General features: G+C 57.8%; 16 protein-coding genes. 4 read left to right on the top strand and 12 right to left on the bottom strand.

Going from position 1 to position 19,404, the window contains the following annotated elements:
* Positions 1-18: 18 nt before the first annotated feature.
* Positions 19-789 carry an amino acid ABC transporter ATP-binding protein gene (locus PFU01S_RS14360; RefSeq protein WP_033695059.1) on the top strand — a complete coding sequence of 257 codons (771 nt, stop codon included), beginning with the start codon at positions 19-21 and terminating at the stop codon, positions 787-789.
* 136 nt (positions 790-925) lie between these two features.
* On the opposite strand, the gene PFU01S_RS14355 is transcribed toward PFU01S_RS14360, so the two are convergent.
* Entirely contained in the window at positions 926-1,804 is an 879-nt protein-coding gene (locus PFU01S_RS14355; RefSeq protein WP_028687319.1) for an EthD domain-containing protein, read from the bottom strand.
* Between the two features lie 1,194 nt (positions 1,805-2,998).
* On the opposite strand from PFU01S_RS14355, the gene PFU01S_RS14350 reads away from it, so the two are divergent.
* The 3 genes from PFU01S_RS14350 (at position 2,999) to PFU01S_RS22165 (ending at position 7,277) form a co-directional block, all read left to right on the top strand.
* Positions 2,999-5,461, top strand: coding sequence for an SIR2 family protein (locus PFU01S_RS14350; RefSeq protein WP_161780416.1), 2,463 nt, complete (start codon positions 2,999-3,001; stop codon positions 5,459-5,461).
* A gap of 419 nt (positions 5,462-5,880) precedes the next feature.
* Positions 5,881-6,087, top strand: a complete 207-nt coding sequence (locus tag PFU01S_RS14345) for a hypothetical protein (protein ID WP_028687321.1) — start codon at positions 5,881-5,883, stop codon at positions 6,085-6,087.
* A gap of 143 nt (positions 6,088-6,230) precedes the next feature.
* Positions 6,231-7,277 carry a DUF6602 domain-containing protein gene (locus tag PFU01S_RS22165; RefSeq protein ID WP_154665198.1) on the top strand — a complete coding sequence of 349 codons (1,047 nt, stop codon included), beginning with the start codon at positions 6,231-6,233 and terminating at the stop codon, positions 7,275-7,277.
* Positions 7,278-7,454: 177 nt separating this feature from the next.
* Here the strand turns inward: PFU01S_RS22165 and PFU01S_RS14340 are convergent, their stop codons facing one another.
* The 11 genes from PFU01S_RS14340 to PFU01S_RS22940 all read right to left on the bottom strand — a co-directional run bounded on the left by PFU01S_RS14340 (position 7,455) and on the right by PFU01S_RS22940 (position 17,487).
* Positions 7,455-7,985, bottom strand: a complete 531-nt coding sequence (locus PFU01S_RS14340; RefSeq protein ID WP_033736945.1) for a lysis system i-spanin subunit Rz — start codon at positions 7,983-7,985, stop codon at positions 7,455-7,457.
* 26 nt (positions 7,986-8,011) lie between these two features.
* Positions 8,012-8,563 carry a glycoside hydrolase family 19 protein gene (locus tag PFU01S_RS14335; protein WP_028687323.1) on the bottom strand — a complete coding sequence of 184 codons (552 nt, stop codon included), beginning with the start codon at positions 8,561-8,563 and terminating at the stop codon, positions 8,012-8,014.
* 22 nt (positions 8,564-8,585) lie between these two features.
* The gene (locus PFU01S_RS14330; RefSeq protein WP_028687324.1) at positions 8,586-9,638 is read right to left on the bottom strand and encodes a phage late control D family protein; all 1,053 of its coding nucleotides are present in this window, start codon (positions 9,636-9,638) and stop codon (positions 8,586-8,588) included.
* A 58-nt stretch (positions 9,639-9,696) separates the two neighbouring features.
* Positions 9,697-9,909, bottom strand: coding sequence for a tail protein X (locus tag PFU01S_RS14325; protein ID WP_028687325.1), 213 nt, complete (start codon positions 9,907-9,909; stop codon positions 9,697-9,699).
* Positions 9,884-10,729, bottom strand: coding sequence for a phage tail protein (locus tag PFU01S_RS14320; protein ID WP_028687326.1), 846 nt, complete (start codon positions 10,727-10,729; stop codon positions 9,884-9,886). The genes PFU01S_RS14325 and PFU01S_RS14320 overlap by 26 nt, the downstream gene beginning before the upstream one ends.
* 9 nt (positions 10,730-10,738) lie before the next feature.
* Positions 10,739-13,981, bottom strand: a complete 3,243-nt coding sequence (locus tag PFU01S_RS14315) for a phage tail tape measure protein (RefSeq protein WP_028687327.1) — start codon at positions 13,979-13,981, stop codon at positions 10,739-10,741.
* A gap of 132 nt (positions 13,982-14,113) precedes the next feature.
* Positions 14,114-14,410, bottom strand: coding sequence for a phage tail assembly protein (locus tag PFU01S_RS14310; RefSeq protein ID WP_028687328.1), 297 nt, complete (start codon positions 14,408-14,410; stop codon positions 14,114-14,116).
* 30 nt (positions 14,411-14,440) lie between these two features.
* A complete protein-coding gene (locus PFU01S_RS14305) occupies positions 14,441-14,950 on the bottom strand; it encodes a phage major tail tube protein (RefSeq protein WP_033736936.1) in 510 nt (169 codons plus the stop codon).
* A gap of 14 nt (positions 14,951-14,964) precedes the next feature.
* Positions 14,965-16,143: a phage tail sheath subtilisin-like domain-containing protein gene (locus tag PFU01S_RS14300; RefSeq protein ID WP_028687330.1), complete on the bottom strand. Its 1,179-nt coding sequence runs from the start codon at positions 16,141-16,143 to the stop codon at positions 14,965-14,967.
* Between the two features lie 86 nt (positions 16,144-16,229).
* The gene (locus tag PFU01S_RS14295; protein ID WP_081783950.1) at positions 16,230-16,943 is read right to left on the bottom strand and encodes a tail fiber assembly protein; all 714 of its coding nucleotides are present in this window, start codon (positions 16,941-16,943) and stop codon (positions 16,230-16,232) included.
* A 7-nt stretch (positions 16,944-16,950) separates the two neighbouring features.
* Positions 16,951-17,487, bottom strand: a complete 537-nt coding sequence (locus PFU01S_RS22940; RefSeq protein WP_439646144.1) for a tail fiber protein — start codon at positions 17,485-17,487, stop codon at positions 16,951-16,953.
* Positions 17,488-19,404: the final 1,917 nt, after the last annotated feature.

The following is a 19,404-nucleotide window of genomic DNA, read 5'->3' as shown; positions in this document are numbered from 1 at the left end:
CAGCCAGGAGTATTCCAGATGAACCAAGCGACCCAATCGCTGGACTCACCGGGCCTGCGCCCCATGATCCAGATGGAGAACGTCAGCAAGTGGTACGGCAGCTTCCAGGTGCTCAAGAACATCAACCTCAGCGTGCAGCCAGGTGAGCGCATCGTGCTGTGCGGCCCATCCGGCTCAGGCAAGTCGACCACCATTCGCTGCCTGAACCGCCTTGAAGAACACCAGCAGGGCCGCATTGTCGTCGAGGGTGTCGAACTGACCGACGACGCCCGGCAGGTCGAAACCATCCGCCGCGAAGTCGGCATGGTGTTCCAGCACTTCAACCTGTTCCCCCACCTGACCATCCTGCAGAACTGCACCCTCGCGCCCATCTGGGCCCGCAAGCTGCCGCGCCACGAGGCGCAAGCCCTGGCGATGCATTACCTGGAGCGGGTGCGTATTCCCGAACAGGCGCACAAGTACCCTGGCCAATTGTCCGGCGGCCAGCAGCAGCGCGTGGCGATTGCCCGGGCGTTGTGCATGAAACCCAAGATCATGCTGTTTGACGAACCCACCTCGGCACTGGACCCGGAAATGGTCAAGGAGGTGCTCGACACCATGGTCAGCCTGGCCGAGGACGGCATGACCATGGTGTGCGTGACCCATGAAATGGGCTTCGCCCGGACCGTGGCGCACCGGGTGGTGTTCATGGACCAGGGCGAGGTGGTCGAGCAGGCTGCGCCAGCGGTGTTTTTCGAGCGACCTTTGAGTGAGCGAGGGCGGTTGTTCTTGAGTCAGGTGTTGCATTGAGCAGGGGGGTGCCCCTTGGGCGCCAACTGAACCACTAACAGGCACCTGAGCGACAACCTGCTCTTGCTTTCGACGGTAGGACCGAGCCGCGCATCCACCGCGAGCATGCCCCGCGCGTGTTGTAGGCCGGGGCAGCTTAACTCGCTGCATCGACGCGCTTGAACACCGCCTCTACTTCAGGTTCCAGTTGATTGACCGCGCCGAGATACTCGATCAACTCTGCCGCCCGGCTACCACGCAGCCCGGCCGTGGTCATTTCTCCATCGACCACATAGCTGTACACACCACTTACCGCAAACGCCTTCAAACTTCCGATGTGCCGCGCCTGATCCGCCAGCGTCTTCTTGAACGCCTGCCCCTCGAAAAACCGGCGCCGTGCCACAGGGTTTCCGAAGGCGACTTCCATGATCACCAGTTCGGCGCGCGCCGGCGTGGCCGTGTGTGCCACGTCTGGCGCCGGTGGATGGCTCCCATCGTTCTGGAAAGGGGCGCACAGGTGCAGTTGCACTTTCAAGACCGAGGTATCCTGCGCCAGAGACGGCGCGAGTTTGTCGCGCACATACGCTTGCAGATCTTCAAGGCTTTGGCGTGGGCTCATGTGCACATGGATCCGATCGGCATGATCGAGCCCATTGAGGCGCTCGTCTGCCAGTCGATTCACCACCCTCATTGATCCGTGCGGCAGGTCGTACGCCAGCGTTTCCTCGAACATGTTCTGCTCGTCCGAAAACAGCAGAGGGCTGGCTTGCTTGAAGCGCTCTTGCTGGTCGGCGGACTTGAAGCCGATCTCCACACCGCCATCAAGTTCGTAGTCTGCGATCTCTGCCACACCCTCGGCCAATGGCCAGAGGTGTGCGTCCTGATTACGCGAGAAGTGATGCTGGATGTACAAGCCCAACCCTGGCAACCGGGAGCACAACGGCCCGTGCACGTCGCGCCAGTAGTGGGCGAAGATGGCGTGTGGGACGCGCTCGCGTCTTTTGACCGTGGTGTAGCTGTTGATGGTGATCGTCATCGCTTGACCTTGTTGAGCTTGTGGGGTGTTTAGAGTCAGAGCTGGCTGGGGGGGACGGCGTTCAGTCGAGGTCATCGCGGCTTGGCTAGAGGGAGTTGGGCGTAACAGATCGAGAGGCTTACTGGCCGAGAGGTGCAGTCAACGGGGACTTCTTGATCAGCAGACCTGATAGAATTCCCGCTTTTGCGCTTGATCGTGGACTGAGCACAAGACACGGCTAACAGACCTCCTCTCTGAGGACGATGGCGGTGACCGGTCAGCAAAAAGCGCTCTACATCAGTAGTAACCGAGAGATTTCCGAATGCCCCCCGAAACGCCAGAAAACGCGGCCAGCCCCATGGATACGGTAGTGAGACGGTTTTCTGTTGCCCCCATGATGGATTGGGCGGCTGTTACTCAAATACCATGATTTACAAGACCTCTAGGGCAAACTATGTTGAACGGTACCAATTTTGTACCAACCGCGCCTTTGCTGGGAGCATCAAACGCGCCTTTGGCTAAGCTTCTACACATCAGTTAATTCAGCTTCAATCACAACATGACAGCTGTTGCCACATCTTCAACCGTCTATTCTGGCGGTAACAGGAGCCCTACTTCAGACGAGCGCACCTTAGGATCCGTCCTAGACTTCCCTAAAAATTTCCGAAACTGAAGCTTACCCACGAACGACCATTCTTTGACCACGGCCAGCACCCTCGAGTTGCTGCTCTTCAACCAAGTGGCAATCAGAGCAGCTCTGGAGGAGCTGTCACTTTGGGTCAGTCATCCCGGGTCAACAGCCACCCATGACAACGTCGTGACTGGCCTGGCAACCCTCGATTTGAATGCAGAGGCATTTTTATCGGCCTTAAAACGTTTGCGGTCGTATGCAATCCCTTAACTCGCGGATCGGATCGCTCTCAGTTGAGTCAGGGCAACCGCTCCATTAACGGTCCTCGTTGAAGCTTTTTCCAACTGAGTATCAATCCTGCCTAGCTTCGCCCTAAGCGCGACGTCCCTCGTAATCCTTTGAGAGCCGTCCAACAGCTCACTAGGAATGCGTGCGAAATCCCTAAGCTAACCGGCACTGAGTCCGAAGGCACCTCAACGTCGGCTGTCGAACCGACAGGAGTTTACGCGCCAAATGCACTGAGGTTATGATTTGTGAACTCAAATCGACATCACGCAAGGGAGTGGGAAATGGGACACAGTTCTATGGAAGATCAGATTCAAGTCGAAGCTTCAAGGGTGGCAGCAACTGTAGCATCTGGGAAAGCAGTCGCATTTCTCGGCGCAGGCTTCTCACTGGGTTGTAAAAGCGTCAAAAACATTGACGTACCCTCAGCAAAAGAACTGTCTCGACAAATTTCAAGGCTCGGCAAATTCACTGAAGATGAAGACCTAAGATACACTTCAGACAAATTCCTAGAAACCAATCACGCATCAGAACTTATCGCTTTACTTAAAGACACTTTCACGATCCGTGAAACATGCGACCACCATACCCGAATCGCGTCAGCAAACTGGCGACGATGCTACACAACAAATTACGACGAAGTATTTGAAATTGCATCAGTAAAAATGGGTCGCCGCGTAGAAAGCTTAGATATCAACTCGCTCCCGAGCCAACACTACCAGAAAAACAACTTATGCATTCACCTAAACGGGCACATAAAAAAACTAAATGAAGAGACGATAAACACAAGCTTTAAACTATCTGAGTCATCCTATGTCTCTGCCGATTCTTTTCTCGACTCAGAATGGCATTACCATTTCAAAACAGATATTGAGACATGTAGCGCCCTTGTTTTCATAGGATACTCAATGTATGACATGGAGATAAGAAAACTTCTTTTTGACAACGACACACTGCGACAGAAGACATATTTCGTCACCGCCCCGAAGCTTGATGAAAAAGAGATTCACACTTTAAAAAAATATGGAACCATACTACCAATAGGCGCGCAAGCTTTCAGCTTGATGATTGAGGAAGCGGTCACTACATATCAGTCCCATGCAAATGATTCCGAGCGAATGTTCGAAGGCTTGGAACTCTATGAGTTGAACAGACCTGAAAACATAATTGCCGACCGAGACGTGGAAAACTTAATGGTCTTCGGCGCAATAGAGCAAGAATCAGTCGACGCCAGCATAACAAGCGACACAGAAATACCATTCATAGTAAAACGAAATGATTTAGAAACGGTCCACCGCTTTCTGAAAAACAAACTCAACACTGTAATATGCTCTGGTTTTGGCAATGGGAAAACTATATTCATAAAATCATTGCTCCCTTACCTACACACACGCTCTTTCGACGTTTACCAGATAATCGACACCGGCGCCGATTTAGTTGGCGACATTGACCAAATCATAGCCAGCACAAGAAAGTCGGTACTGCTGATAGATAACTACGAGCACCACATAGACCTTGTAAAACATATCAGCAGAATCAGCCCCGACAACTTAATATTAGTATTAACAGCCCGACTCCATCACCACTCAAGACTCAAACCAGACCTTCAAGAGTCCGGCTTTACCTATCAAGAAATATTTATAGACCAGCTAACACCACACGAAATTGAGGAGTTTATTTCAGTAATCAGCAACATCGGCGCCTGGGGAGAAAGAGCAGCATTAAGCCACCAAAAAAAATGTGACTTCTTGAAATACGAGAACGACTCACAAATATCGCTAACACTTCTAGAGCTATTTAAGTCCAAACATATCACTGCCAGCCTAAAGGCAGCCATGGAGTTTTGCGAAACGAACAAAGACTACAGCGATACTGTCTTCGCAGCATCGTTGATAAACGTGATCAATCAACCGGTTACAAGCAGCCTAGTCTCAGATGTTGCTGATAACGACGCTATCTATGCAGCAAGCCTGCATCGCGAAGCCGGCTTTAGACAGATATTTAGAATGATTGGTAATGATATCAAACCAAAGTCTAGCCTATTTAGCTTTTTCCTTCTAAAAAATAGTTTTCAAGCTTCTTACATAATCCAAAAACTGCTGAGTATCGCAAAAAAATATGGTGCCAAATCAGGCAACGTTTACGAAGAGCAAGAACTATTCAAATCTCTTCTGCGATTTTCATTTATAGAGCGAATTCTTCCTGACGCCGCCAAAAAAGCCAACATCAGAAAGTATTATGAACAACTGAAGATTCAAGTCAAATGGCTGCAGTATGACCCCCATTACTGGCTTCAATATGCAATGTCAGTTATCCCAGAGAAAGACTATCATAAAGCCCAACAATTCCTTGATCAGGCCTATGCGCTTGCCAAAAAAAAGCCGAACTATCACACAAATCATCTGGACACCCAACAAGGTAGACTCTATCTAATCCAAGCAACACAATCTGCAGACCCGACTAAGTCTTTCGAACTTTTCAGAAGTGCTCATAACCTATTTTGCAAAACCAGCAACGACATTTACAGGTATCGTCAAGTTGATGATTATGCGAAATTTTATGCCGCGCAATTTATCCGACTCAGCTCCAAACAAAAAGTAGAATTCGAACACGCTTGCAAAAAAATGCTTGCCGATGTTCAGAAGCTCGTAAAATCCAATGGAGCAAGCGCCCAAAGCTATGGACCAATATCTCGAGCGCAAGATAACTTGCAGAAGACCCTCGATGATATTGTGAATCTGAGGACAACCAATTCGAACTGAACCGGCGCATGGTATGTGAGGACATAGGCCTCCAGATTCAGTATCGGCCAATGAACCGCATTGGATCTCACCCCGATTGTGCTGCAGTAAAAATAGAGAACAGCGCCCACCCTTAATCATTGGGATTGGGCGCCTTTTGATTGCGGTGCTGGTATTTGCATTGGCATTGAATGGCGTGCGCTTTGCCCCATTCACCCCCACTAACAGAGACAGATCGGGCCACTGAGGCCGAGCGGAAAACTGCGCTTAGCCTACTTAAACGCGGCACAGGGATTTGAATCCGCCCGTGGACCTCGATAAACTCCCGCAGGCCAGCATAAAAGGTTATTCTGGCTTTGGCGGATGGCCTCAACAGGCCTAACGTGGTCCAGTATTTGACCTAAATTTGCCCTAAAAGTTCTCGTGCCAGGAGCATGCGTATGGATGACCAAGCTTCTACAATCGCTGACACCCTTGAGTTGCTACATCTGAACCAGATCGCCATCAGAGCAGCCCTGGAAGAGCTCTCTCTATGGGTGAGCCATCGTGGCTCAGTCCACATACATGAAAATGTCACGGCCGCCTTGGCGACCCTTGATATCCACGCTGAGCTGATCTCAGCCGGGGTAGAACGGCTGCGGACGTGAGCGATCACGCAGCTAGCGACGGCCTCAAGCCTGAACCTTGGGGTGAGCCCGCAGGCTTAGCTGTTGCCCAAAACAAAACCAGCCCGTTAAGCTCGACGGTTACTCTCACAACCAACCGTTAACGTACTTGAGAGCACCACCTTATGAAGCCAAAGCACGAGCTGCATGCATTTTTCAAAAGTTTTTCTAATAGACTGGCCGAAGACTACAAAGCATTCAGGGCGCGTGTTCTCGAAGACCCAGGGACTTCCGGAGATCAAGGTGAAGAGTCTTGGGCTAGATTACTTCGAGAATGGTTACCAGAAGGTTACTCTGTAGTCACCAAAGGAAGAATTCTCGGTGCTTCAGGGGAAGCAAGCCCACAAATTGATGTCATAGTTCTGAAACCAAGTTACCCTAAGTTCCTCAAAGCGGAAAAATACTATCTTCTAGATGGAGTTGCGGCTGCCTTCGAATGTAAGCTTACCTTAAAATCAGGGCACTTAGAAAAGGTTATGCGAAACGCCAAAGTCATCGCCAGTCTGAGTCCAAAACAAATCGGATCCCCTAAAAAAGAGCTAATGTCACCGCTGATATATGGCGTACTAGCACACAGCCATACTTGGAAGTCTGATGCCAAAACGGTTGTAGCTGAGCTAACCAACAAAATTCACAACATTGCAAAGCAAGCATCCGAACCTAGAGAACTTCCTGAACTAATTTGCATCGCCGACCTGGCAGGATGGCGCTTGAGTCATTCCACTACTACGCACTATATTTTCGGTGACTACAACATACCAGACGCCACAACTCGCGAATCTTACATTAATCACCTTAAGAGCTTACATGCGGATTGCTCACATCAAGAACATCGCGATGCGCATTTTCACCAGCTATGGGTGGATAAGCCTCACAGTGAGTACATGGTACAGTTTTACCCAGAACACATAGACCACGAAGCTCCGGATCAAATCTGGGAAAAATTTACTCCGGTGGGCGCCTTCATTGGCGCAATGTATGATAAATTAGCGTACCGTGACGAGAGCCTTCTTAATATATCTCACTATTTCAAGTCAGTTCATATTCCCGGCAGTAACGGCGGCGTAAAATTGGCAGGCGGCAAGCTGCCTTGGCCAAGCAATGTAATTAACAAGTCCACTTGGGAATCACCTAGAAGAGCCCAAAATGGATGGGATAGTTTTTTCTTCTGACTAGACGTTTATACTGTCACGACCAAACTTAAATTGGTACAGTCAACGTTGGCAACACTCGCATATATCGGATTACAAACGGAAAGTCGCTCAGCACCCGGGTTGTCTGGTCAACACTTCGTCAGTCAGCGATTGGCCGGGTCGGATTTTGGCGCATCAACCCGGCTCTCCTCTTTACTACTGGGTCACTTCACGCACGTAAGCCTGGCAGGCCAGTAGGGCGATCAGTCCCCGGTTGCCTTCGTTGGTGATGGCGACAATTCGTTGAGCATGCGCTCGGTCAAGTTGGGCGCGTACGGCGCCATGAACCATGCTTCCGGTGCAGGTGGCTTTTCGCACCCTGTCGTCACGACTCGTGCCGGTAAAGGCTCCGGCGTCGACCAGGACTGACAGCCGCAAATCAGAGGTAGCAAGCCGGTCACGCAGGCGAGCTTGAGTTTGTTGAGCATCTTCCATTTCCTTCCAATGCGTTTGTGCCTGCTCCTGCAGGCGGGCTTCCAGGGCGCGCCGCGCCTCCTGCTGCTCAGCCAGTTGATCAAGCGCTGCTGCTGCAGCCTTCTCCCGCTCCAGACCGTGTGCGCGATCCTTCTCCGCCAACTGCATACCAAAGTTACCGGCCTGATCAGCGAGCTGCGCCTTGTAGACGTTGGCCTGCCACACCCAGGCTGCCCGGGCACCGCCAGCGCTGGCGGCCAGCAGCAGCGCCATTACGACCAGGCAGGCGACCCAGGCCCTCACTGCAGCACCTCGAGCGCTCGCTTGTAGATGGCTTTGCGATCCTCTAGGCCATTGGTACCGCCGTTGATGCTCTTGGTGATGGCCAAGAAATCACTCTCGTCGGCTAGGGTGTTCAGGCCCTCCTTCTGCCAGAACCAGCCTGCAGACATCGATGCGTAGACCGGATGCTCGAGCAGCTCTGGCGTATTCAGCAGCCGACTATCTCCGAACAGCGCTTCGCTGCAGGCTTCATAGTTGGAGCGGCCCGTCACTTGAATCAGCCCTCGGCCGCGGTAGAGCTGGCCGTCCCCATCCGGCTCAGGCGTGTTACCAAGCCGCTGAGCCAGGCGACCGGTGTCGTACTTGGACAGGTACTTGTCAATGCCCAGTTCGCGGACGTACTGCAGCTGGCCCGACTCATGGCCGATCTGAGCCAGGAACGCAGCCATGCGCAGGCGCGTAACGATGGCGTACTTGCCCATGGTGGCGTTAAGGCCGGGAACAAATACGCCGGCTTTGCGGCCGGCGTTCGGGAGGATCTGTAACAACTGCTTCTCGCTGATTGGCATCGCTTGTCTCCAGAGTGATGGGTTACGCCGCAGATACGTCTACGGTGCGTAGTGGTTTGGTCTGCTTCTTTTTCTTGCCCTTGGCTTTCGCCTTGCCCTGCTTGCCGCCGTTGCACTCGACCGTGGTCGACCAGCCCGAGGGCATAAACACCTGCTCCACGCTGTCCACCAGGTACTCGCCGTCGAGCCCGCTTTTGAAGCCCTGGGCGTTGATCGAGCGTTCTGCAAAGAGGTCGGTGCGCCCGAACATTTCCAGGCGCACGCCGGCGGTGCTGCGGTTGAACGCCGCCAAGCGGGCCTTGGCCGCTTGCTCGGCAGCGCCCTTGTCGGGGTAGATGTGGCGGTCGGTGTGCACAGCGGGCAGGCCTTCGGGCGCTTCGTCGTTGCCCAGCTCCACGACCTTGAGCGCACCGGTTTTCTTGTCTTGATGCTGCGTCTTCACGGCCTTCTGCGTGGTGCGGTCGCCCAGGCGGAAGCTGTAGCGGTTCACATCACTGCGCTGGATAGTGACGGCACCAAAGGCCTTGCCACCGGGGGTGCTGCCACCTTGGCGCGGCATGACCAGCAGCTGCCCGTCGCCCACCTTGGCCGTGCAGTCGTACTGCCTGGCCAGGCGGGTGATGAAGTTAAAGTCGGACTCGTTGCGCTGGTCGACGCGGGCCACCTTGGTCTGCACAGTGCAGCCAGCCTTCCACCCATTGCGCGCAGCCAGGTCACTGACGATCTGCGCAAGCGGCACGTTCTCCCAGCTGCCACTACGGGTGGTTTTGCCGCTGCCGCGCATGTCGCTTGCCTTGCCACGCAGGGTGACGGTGTCAGGCGGGCCAGTTACTTCGACCTGGTCCACCCGGTAGCTACCAAGTCGGGCCAGCGCCTGGCCTTCGTATCCCATGAATGCCTCTATGTTGGCGCCCCGCTTAGGCAGCGTGACGGCCTGATCGCGGTCGTCCACACGCAGTTCGAACTCGTCTGAGTCCATACCGGGCTTGTCCAAGGTGCGAAGCAGCAGCAAGCGGTCGTTGATCAGCGCGGTGATGTCCCGGCCGTCAGCGACTATTCGAAACGAAGGTTTCATGTGCACTCCGAAAATGAAAAACCCCGCACGTGGCGGGGTCGGTTGGAGGATCCGGGATCTAATCCCACAAGGTGATGTGCTCCGCATCAGGCGTGATCGCGGGCATATCAGGGAACATGATCAACAGCCCTGCTTGAAAAGGTTGCCGCTGCTCGGCAAGGCCTTGATTGGCTTCCATGACTGCTTCAACGGTGCCCTTCAAATGTCCATAAAAGGCCTGGCAAAGCGTGTCCAGCACGTCACCGTCAGACGTTCTGCAGGTCATCGCCATATTTGATGAACTCCAAGGTAAAGCCTTGCTTGCGCGGGATACCGCCGGCGAGCAAGGACGATTGATCTTCATCGACCTTACGCAAGCACCAGTTGCCCAGCACTGCGCCATAGCCAGTGGTCAAGCTGACCGGCGTCATTTGCCGGCCAATCGTGCGCAGCGCGTCCAGCTGGCTGATCCCGCCCTTAAACAACGGGAACACCGCCCCCTTGATCGTCAGCGCATCCTCACCCTGCCCCACCCCTTGCTGGGCGATATCGCGGGACAGGCGTTCTTGGCCAGCCCAGCGGAACGCAGTACGCCGCTGCAGCTCTTTGAACGCGGCCGTGTTGAGGTTGAAGTAATAGGGCTGCGAACCTGCCTTGAGCGGCTGCAGAATCAGCAGATGCGGGAACGGCGTTACGGCGGCCGCTGCCGGCGTGGCACTGGTGCCAAACGTGCTGGTCGGCAAAATGCCCGTCAGCGACGGACTGACCTTGCCGGCCATGCGGTTGATGGCCGAGCCCGCTTTCCCGGCCTGCTCACTCAGCGTGCCCAAGCGCTCGCGCACCTGGGTGGCGGCGCTTGTGACCTGGCTGTATTTCGACGCTACCGAGCCCACCGTGGACTGGGCCGCGCTGATGGCTCGCAGGGCTCGTTGCAGCTTTGCGCCGACTGCGGGGCCGACGATCGGCAAACTATCCAGCTCGGACGCGGCACCGGTCATGTCACTGACGGCGCCGTTGAGCGGCCCTAACATGCCGTCGACACTGGTACGGCCGGCCTCACCGGCCGCCACCAACGACGATAGCGTTGATTTCATCAGTTCCATATAAGCCATCGCGTTTCCTTAGACGTGCGCCTCGTCGTACAGCTGGGCGCTAAAGCGGTTGCCTGCAAACTCGCGCTGCAGGCGCTCAAACAGGCCACGCAACGGCGTTTCCATGGCGGCCACCGTCTGATAGGGGTCTTTCACATCCCCCTCGATAGTGACCGGCATACTCAGCGCAATTGAAAAGGTCTGTTCAACCTTGGACGGCTCCGACCTGGCCTGCTCTGCAGGCTTGTGCGAGGGTGGTGCTGGTGCTGCAGCGACAGGCGCCGCCACCTCGACCAGCGAGCGCACCACATCGCCCATCGACTCGGCCCGCTCTGCGGCATTACGGCGTAGACCGCGTGCAGGCTCAGGCCGGAAGCGCTCGATCACTTTGGGTTTGCTCGGCACTGCAGGTGCTGGGGCCGGCGCGCCGCCCGCCTCGATCTTCACAGCGGGCGTAGGCGCGGGCGTAGACGGTTTCGCGCCAGGTGCCGTTACCGTAACAACAGGCGGTTGAACTGGGACTGGCGCCGCCGGCGGTGCCATGCCCTGGACAACAGGCGCTGGCGGCCTGGCCACTGGCTCAGGCGCCAGTTTGACCGGCGCCGGCGGGCTTGCCACAGGCGCCGGCGCGGCCGGCACCGGGTCAGGCGCTTTCGGCGCCGGCACAGTGGTGACCACCACCGGCGGCGATAGCACAGGCGGCAAAGGCTTGGGCGCTTCGACTACCGGCGCCGGCATTGCCGACATCGGCGCTGTCACTGCCGGCGCCTGGGGTGCTGGCGCGGCTTGGCCGTTGACTGACTCCTGCTCCTGCTGGGGCTTGTCCTTGTCATCACCGAACCAGGTCTTGCCCAGCCATCCACCTAGGGACTCGCCGCTGAGGCCGCCCAAGGCCATGCCGATAGCACCGCCAACGGCAGTGCCAATCACAGGCACAACAGACCCGATAGCGGCACCGGCGATGCCGCCCGCCCATGCCCCAGCCATGCCCCCGGCCACACCGCCATAACCCTCGGCTTTCTCGTCGCGGGTCCGGGCATTCAGCGCCGTATCGAGCATGCCGGGAATGGCGTCTGCGACCTGGCCACCTGGCAACTTGCCTGCCACCTTGGTGACGCCACGCACACTGCGCACCATCTGCCCCAGGCGACTCAGTTCAGGCACCGCCGGGGCGGCGACCAGCTTAGAGACGCCTGCAGTGGGTAATGCCGGCGCCAAGTGCTGTGCCACGGCCGGCGGCGGCGCGGCGACCTTTGGCGCAACGGGCGATGGCATGGCAGCGGCCGGTGGCTTAATGGCCGCCGGCGGGTGCACGACGGGGGTTAGCCGTACTGGCGCCTTAACTGCAACTGGCACCGGCCGATGCACGCCCAGCGGCGAGCGTACAGGTGCCGGCGCAACTGCCCGACGCCGGCGACGTACCCGACGCCCCCGTGTAGCGCCTCCAGGGCTTGAATTAGGCCCGGAAGGGCTGAACCCGCCAAAGGCATCAGCATTGACCACAAATACGCGCATAGGCTCGTTGCCGGCCCCCTGCGCAGGGTCATTACTGGCGGGCACTCCAAGCACCTTGCCCAGCGCGCCTAAACCTGCGTCGACCACCCGCCTACCGGCCCTTGGCGCTGCCGCTTGCTCCGGCGCACCTGGCAGCTTGCTTGCACGGCGATATCCCCAGGCGCGGCCGCGTGCGACGTTGAACACGCCCCGGCCTACCTTGGCCGCACTGCGCGCCGCAATGACCGCCCCGACAGCCGTGGCCAGGCCTGCCAGGCCCATGGCCAACTGGGGTACATCGTCCGACAACTTGGTGACCCAGCGGGCAACGGTTGTCGCCCCGGTAGCGAACGCATCGGTCGCCGGTCGGATGGCATCACCAATGCTGCGCATAGCGTCATCAGTGGACTGCACCAGCTCAGACCAGCGCTGTGCCGACGTTTCGCGCCGCTCGGCCAGGTTCTTGTCGAGAATGCCGGTTGCCTTCATGGAATCGGCTTTCAGCTCGTTGTACAGCCCTCGGTTCTGACCGTAGGCAGTCAGCGCCGCTTTTACCTGCATATCGGCAAACAGGTCACCGGTGCGCAGGGTCTTTTCCAGGGCCTCAAGCGCTGCCTTGGCCTTTTCCGGGTCGACCTGTTTGTCGATCTTGGCTTGAGCATCCTTGATCTTTTTGGCCTTGGCCGGGTCGGTCGCCTCCACATACTGCATGGCCAGGCCCATGGACGCCTCAATGACGTTCATACCCTTCTGCAGGCCGGTATTGAGCGAAGCCTGATAATCAATCCCGGCGTCTTTGTACGCCTTGACCACGTCGCCGGCGCCGATCTTCTCCATCCAGTTCTTGAAATTGTTGGCAGCCTCGTCCGAACTGCCTGCAGTTTTCATCTGCACTTGCAGCATCGAGCCCAGCGACGACACAGCATCAAGGCCGGTAATGCCGTTCTTTTCCATGCCCGCCAGCAGCTGCGGGAACCACTTGGCCATGTCGTTGGCTTCAAAGCTGCCTGCCTGGCCCTGATAAGCGATGGCCTCAAGGGCCTGCTGCATCACCTTGGGGTCGGTGATCTTGGCGTTTTGCTGCAGCGCCATGATCATGCTGGCCGTGTCGACGCCCGATGCACCCTGCCCTACCGCGAACTTGGCCGCCGTCTTGGAGTAGGCCATGGCCTTGTCCAGCTCCATGCCGGCGCCAACCAGCTGGTTGATCAGGTCGGCCACGTCATTGCGGGCCATGCCGGTGTCATTCGAGGTTTGAATGACATTGCGGCTTAGCTGCACTTCTTCGGGCTGGTTGGCCGCGTCTGCCTTGATCGCAATGTCACGGATGATCGCTTGATAGTCCGCACTGATCTTGGTGGGCACGGCGGTCAGACCGATGCCCACTGCAGCAGCCCCCACAGTGGACTTGAGCGAGGCCCGGCCGGCGGCGATTTGCTCGCGACCTATCACCTGCAGGTCGGCGGCTCTGGCATCCCGGCCCAGGCGTTGATACTCCCGGCCCAGGCGGCCAACCTCCACGCCTTGTTTGCGCAGGGCATCAAGGTTGCCATTGAGCTTGCGCAGCAGCTTGTCAGCACTGGCAGCGCCGTTTTCGTGCGCCCGCTTCCACTCGGCCTGCAGCTTCATGGTTTCGCCAATGGTGCTTTGCAGCACCTTGGCCTTGTCACCCTTTTTCTTGAGCTTGTCGATGCCGCTTTCGACCGTGCGGAAAGCTGCACCGACTGACGACGCCACCGCGCCGCCAATCACCAGCGATAACGCCAGTTTGCTTGCCATCGGTAACCCCCCTTAGCGGCTCAGTCCGTGAGCCACCAGACCATGTCGGACCATGGCATGGTCATGATTTCGCCGGACGAGAAACCCAGCTCAGCGGCCAGCCGCTTGGCCAGCCCCTTTTGCACCCTTGGGTCAAACTTCGTCGTCCTGCACCAGGCGAAAGTAACCAGCCTGCAGGCGGGTGTAATCCTTGAGTGCCAGGCCTTCCAGGTCCTTGGCGCCGACCTCCGCCAGGCTGGCGAACAGGTTCAGTTCGGCTTGTTCCTCATCGCCGGCGGCCGTGGTCGACGCCGAACGTACGTCACGCACAGTCGGCGCACGCAGGTGGATGGAGTCAGTTTGCATCCCGTTCATGTCCGTGGGACGGCTCAGGCGCACGGTAATACCGGCGTCGGTCAGGGTCAGGTATTTCGGCAGTGGCTTGGTCATTGTTCGGTTTCCTTGAGTTTGTGAGGGGGATTACAGGCCCAGGGCCTGGCGCTGGGCAGCCAGCTGGTCAACGCCGTTGATAACGCGGCGCATGCCAAGCGCGTCGATTTCGTACACAACACGGCCGTCTACTTCGAGCTTGTAGAAGGTCAGCGCCACGGCGTGCTTGATTTCGGCCTTGTCGCCGGCCTTCCAGTCGCCCATGTCGATTTCTTTCAGTGAGCCCCGCAGGGTGACGGCAACCGGCTTGATGGCGCCTTTCAGGCCCTTGAAGGCGCCACGGAACGTGCCGTTGAACGCGGTGCCATCGGCCAGGCCGAAGTGGTTCAACGCCTCACGGCGCACGCCGGTGGTGGTGAAGCTGGCTTCTTGTTTCTCCATGCCCATGTCCAGCTCGACGGGCATGTCCATACCGCCGGGGCGGTGTTCTTCCATCTTGAGCGTGAGTTTCGGCAGGGTCAGGCTGGGTACATCGCCCTGGAAGCTGATGCCGTCCACGAACAAGTTCAGGTTGGCCAGGGTTTCGGGAATCATTGCCATGGTGGTGTTGCTCCTTAAGCGGCGGTGTCGAGGACTTCGGTCAGCCACTGATCAGTGACTTCAACGCGGAAATTGGGGTTTTCGGCAGGCGGCACATCGGTAAAGCGGATGTTCCAATACACCTTGCCCTGCCCCAGCTGGCTGGCCGTGTTCAGCTCAGGGTCGGCGTACACTTCAAAGTTGATGATTGCGCCCTGAGCTTTCAGGTCGCGCATGAAGTTCTGCAGGCCCTCGGTTACGTCCTTGACGTAGGTAGCCGTGATCGAGCGGTCTACCGCCCATTTGTGCCCTGCCTGGATAGCGTCCATGACGATGTCGAGCGTTCGCACGCGGGTGACAAACGCCCATTTCGGATCGCTCGACAAGGTGCGGTTACCCCACAGGCGGTAACCGTCGTCGCGAATGATGGTCGCGATATTGGCGTTGTTGAGCAGGTTGGCCCGGCAGGTTTCGTCACCGTCGAGGAACTCGATAGGACGGGTCGTGCCGGTGATGCCCACGAACTCCTTGTTGGACGGCGAGGCCCAGAAGCCGTATTCGCTGTCGGTCCAGGCGAACAGGCCGGCCACCCAGGCCGAGCCAGGCGCATCGACCGTGGCGCTTTTGCTGGTATCCCAATACTGCACACCGGGGTCGACCATGAATGCGCGTTTCGAGCCGAAGCTGGCCGCGTAGGCAATGGCTGCCTCGTCGGTTGTGCCTGGGCCGTCGATGATGGCCAGCCCGCGCAACTTGTCAGCCAGCCCTACCAGCGCCGTGCCTACCGCTTGGGTAGCACTGTGCTTGGGCGCTACCAACAGACGGGGCTGGGCGTTGAACCGGCTTTTACCGTCGCGCAGCGCCTGCAGGCCAGTACGGCTGCCGTTGGCCAGCTCGCCGCCGATGATGGCCGATGTTTGCTCGGCAGGGTCGCTCAGCTTGGTCACGCCGCAGGCGACAATGACGGCTTTGGCGCGCTGGTAGATCGCACGGCAGGCCTTGGTAATGGCCGCATCAGCGCCGAACGCGGCTACCGCTTCGCGCTCGCTGGTGATCAGCACCAGGTCGTTTTCCTTGGCGGTCGGGGTAGCGACCGCGCCAGGCCCTGGGGTGAAGGTGTCGACCAGGCCGATGATCGAGGACGACGGCAGGGCAATGCTGCGGGCGCCGGTATCGACGTTCGTTACGGTAACGCCGTGGAAAAAACCACTCATAAATCCATTCTCCAGATATGAGAAAGCCCCGCGTGCGGGGCTTTGAGGTACAGCGGAAAAGAAAACGCCCCGTCAGTGCGGGGCGCTTAGTGGGTTTGCGAAGCCAGCCACACGGCCAGCGCTTCGTCGTTGGGACTGCCTGGCCAATCGTCATCGGCCGGCGCAGTGGTGGTGATATCCAGGCGGTTCAGCTCAACGCGGTAGACCTTCCACGCCTTGAGCGCTTCGGCCTCGGCCTCGGTGGCCATGTCCATGGATACGGCATCCTGCAGCGTGCTGATGCGCGCCGTGGCGTACTGGTTGGCCAGCTGCTGCTTGAGGTAGGCCGCTTGACGCGCCGCCTCAGCAATAGCCCCTTCATCGGGCGCCCACTTGTCACCCTGCCAGGTGTCGAACTCCGATTCCGGCGCCTGCAGCGTGTAACCCTCGGGCAGATCGCCCAGGGCCAGCCACTGGCGCGGCTCGCCCGTCTCGGTGCTGTAGACCGTCGCACCGCGGTGGTCAGCGACAATTTCCCAGCCGCTGGCGTCACGGTTGATCAGCGCAGCAAAGCCAGCCTGCACATCAGGTGGCGCAATGGGGTAGCCGTAAGCCGGAAACGCCCACACATCAGGCTCTAGCGGGCTTGGATCAGCCACACACACGCCCAGGAACTCACCGGTACCACGGTGCACATTGCAGACCTGCGGCGCTTGAACGCCTTCACGCTGCCACCAGGGGCGCAGGTCTACAACTTCCGGCAGTTCCTCCGGGGCGACGACTTCCTGCTGCTCCAGCAGGTCCGTACTTTCGTCGGTCATAAATACCTCAATACTTGATGCAGGCCAGATAGGCCCGGTTGGCCACGCGGTTTTCAGTTCCGCCAGTGTTGCCAATGTTCAGGGTGTGGTTATGGACGCCACCTGTAGAAGATGTAAGCGTTTGCACACCGTCGCTCTCTTGATCGCCGAACACGGCGTTTCCGCCATCGGGAACATATCCCGAGGTGATGCGCTCCCGAATGAACTGCATGGTGTGTGAGTGGGCGCCGGCACTGTTGGTGTATCCGGTGTGATTGTGTGACTCAATTTGCCCGGCCTGGGTCGAGAAAAGGACGCGGCCGGGGTCTGCGGCGTTTAGGCCATCAGTCCAAGCCTTGTCCATCAACTCACGGTCATCCGGTACGTTGAATGTGGTGGTGCCGTTGCCGGCGCCAAACTTAGTACCGATTTCAGCAAACAGCGCCGGATACGCAGTGCGCGAGTATGCGGCGCCATTACGTTTCAACCACCCTGTTGGCGGGCTTTCGCACGCAAAGTACGCGACCTGGCCTGGCGGCGCGGCAGCCGTAACGGCGGCATTCATTGCATCGACCGTAGGCGATTCGGCCAACTTGCCCCGCGAAGACACGAACCAACCGGTGTTGGTATTGCTCACCAGTTCGACGTACTCGCCGGACTGCAGCACCAACGTGCCCAGGGTGACATCAGAGACAATACTGCCGCTGGCGGCCTTGATTGAAAGCGTGCCGCCGCTGGGGTTGCGGAAGGCGTAAGCCGTGCCCCCAGCCGCGTCAACCGCTGCGGGCAGTGTCACGGTCAGGTTATTGGCGTTCGCCTGATACAACCGCCCCGACTGCGCCACACTCAGGCTCATGCTGGAACTGAAACCCAATACAGGCCCCGAGTAATTGCGCTTGGACAACTCCACAAACTCGGTAGTCGCCAACAACTTCGACGCATCATTGACCTTTTGCGTCGGCGCCGTTGGCTTACCGGTTAAGGCCGGACTGTTCAGCGGCGCGAGCGGCTGAACAGCCTCCTGCAACTGATCTACCGTCGCCGCTTCCTTGACCTTGCCGCGAGCACTCACAAACCACACTGTGCTTGAAGACGTCAGCTCAACCCATTCATAGGGCTGTAAGGTCATCTTGCTGGCTGTGCCACCTTCTTCAACGATCCCCCCAGAAGATGCCGCCAGGGTCTGTGCCGATGCTCGCGGGTTGCGCAACGTGACCACCGTGCCATCTGCTACGCCCGTTGAGACTGGCAGCGTCACAGTTAGCCCGTCGGCGTTGAACTGCAGCAGCGAACCCATATGAGTAGTGGTGTTGAGCGTGAGGCTCTGCGCAATGCCCGTGGCCGCTTGCGTTCGGAAACTGCGAGAACTGTTGTTGATAGCGCCGATGACGCCATCTAGCGACGGAATGTCTTTCCAGGGGCGCCAGTTGCCGGAACTCTTGGCGCGATACATGAACTTGTCCACCGAAGCGGCTACATAGATTTGCAGCGCGGCAGAGTTTCCATTCCACGGGAATTGCAGAAGGAAACCATTGCTTTCAAGGGGCATGTTTGCTGACAACTTAGTTGCCACATAAAAGAACCCACTTGTGGCCTGCGCGTCAACGTCTGCACACAACGGCGCCACGTTGGTTCCAAGGCCCACCGCTTTCAATGCCAGCTCTACAAAGCCGGTAGTGGCCAGGGTGTTCCATGCGCCCCAATTACCTGCCGTCATCCGGCGGAAATGCATCGTGTCGAGCGAGGCGCCCACCAACGAAGGGATAAACACCTGAGCGCAGTACGTGGTGCCGTCCATGTATTGGAACGACAGCAAATAACCGTTGGCACTCGACTGCCCGTCAGTACCAACCGGGCTGTTGGTTGGGTTGATGCAGTACGCGAGCCCACCTTGAGTCAAGGTGTTGATATCAACCCCTGACTTGACGTTGTAGCCGCCAATGCCGAACGAGGCCATGGCATCCGAAATGACCTTACCAATCTCGTTGAGCGTGCCCCGCTGGTTGATAAAGTAGTTGGTGGTGGACGCCTGCAGCTCGATCCATTCACCGGGCTGGATGGCTGCAGCGGCCACGGTGTTGTTCTTCTCGAAGACTTTCCCGCTCGTTGTAGCAACGGTGACCACGCCCGAACTCACGTTGCGAATCACAAACGTGCCGCCCGATCCCGCCTCGCTTGAGGCCGGCAGCGTTATGGTAACGGGCGCCGTCGCGTTGAAGGCATAACCCGTCTGCGCACCGGCCAAGGTGATATCCGCCCCGACGCCTACCACGTTGCCGCTGTAGCTGCGCTTAAACGCATTCACTGCCTGTAGCAGCGCCGCCATGGTCGAGATTTGCGACGAGTTGGTGCCAAGCGCGGCGGTCGGTGCAGTCGGTGTGCCGGTAAAGCCTGGCGAGTCAAGGCGCGCCACAGTTTGCCAGTCAGCCCAGGAGCCGCCAGCTTTTGTACGCCAGAAAAGGCGGGCATTGCTAATGTTGCT

This window comes from Pseudomonas fulva NBRC 16637 = DSM 17717 (genome assembly GCF_000730565.1).
Taxonomy (GTDB): Bacteria; Pseudomonadota; Gammaproteobacteria; order Pseudomonadales; family Pseudomonadaceae; genus Aquipseudomonas; species Aquipseudomonas fulva.
Note: the sequence above shows the minus strand (reverse complement) of the source record. Positions and strands in the feature narration are given on the sequence as shown.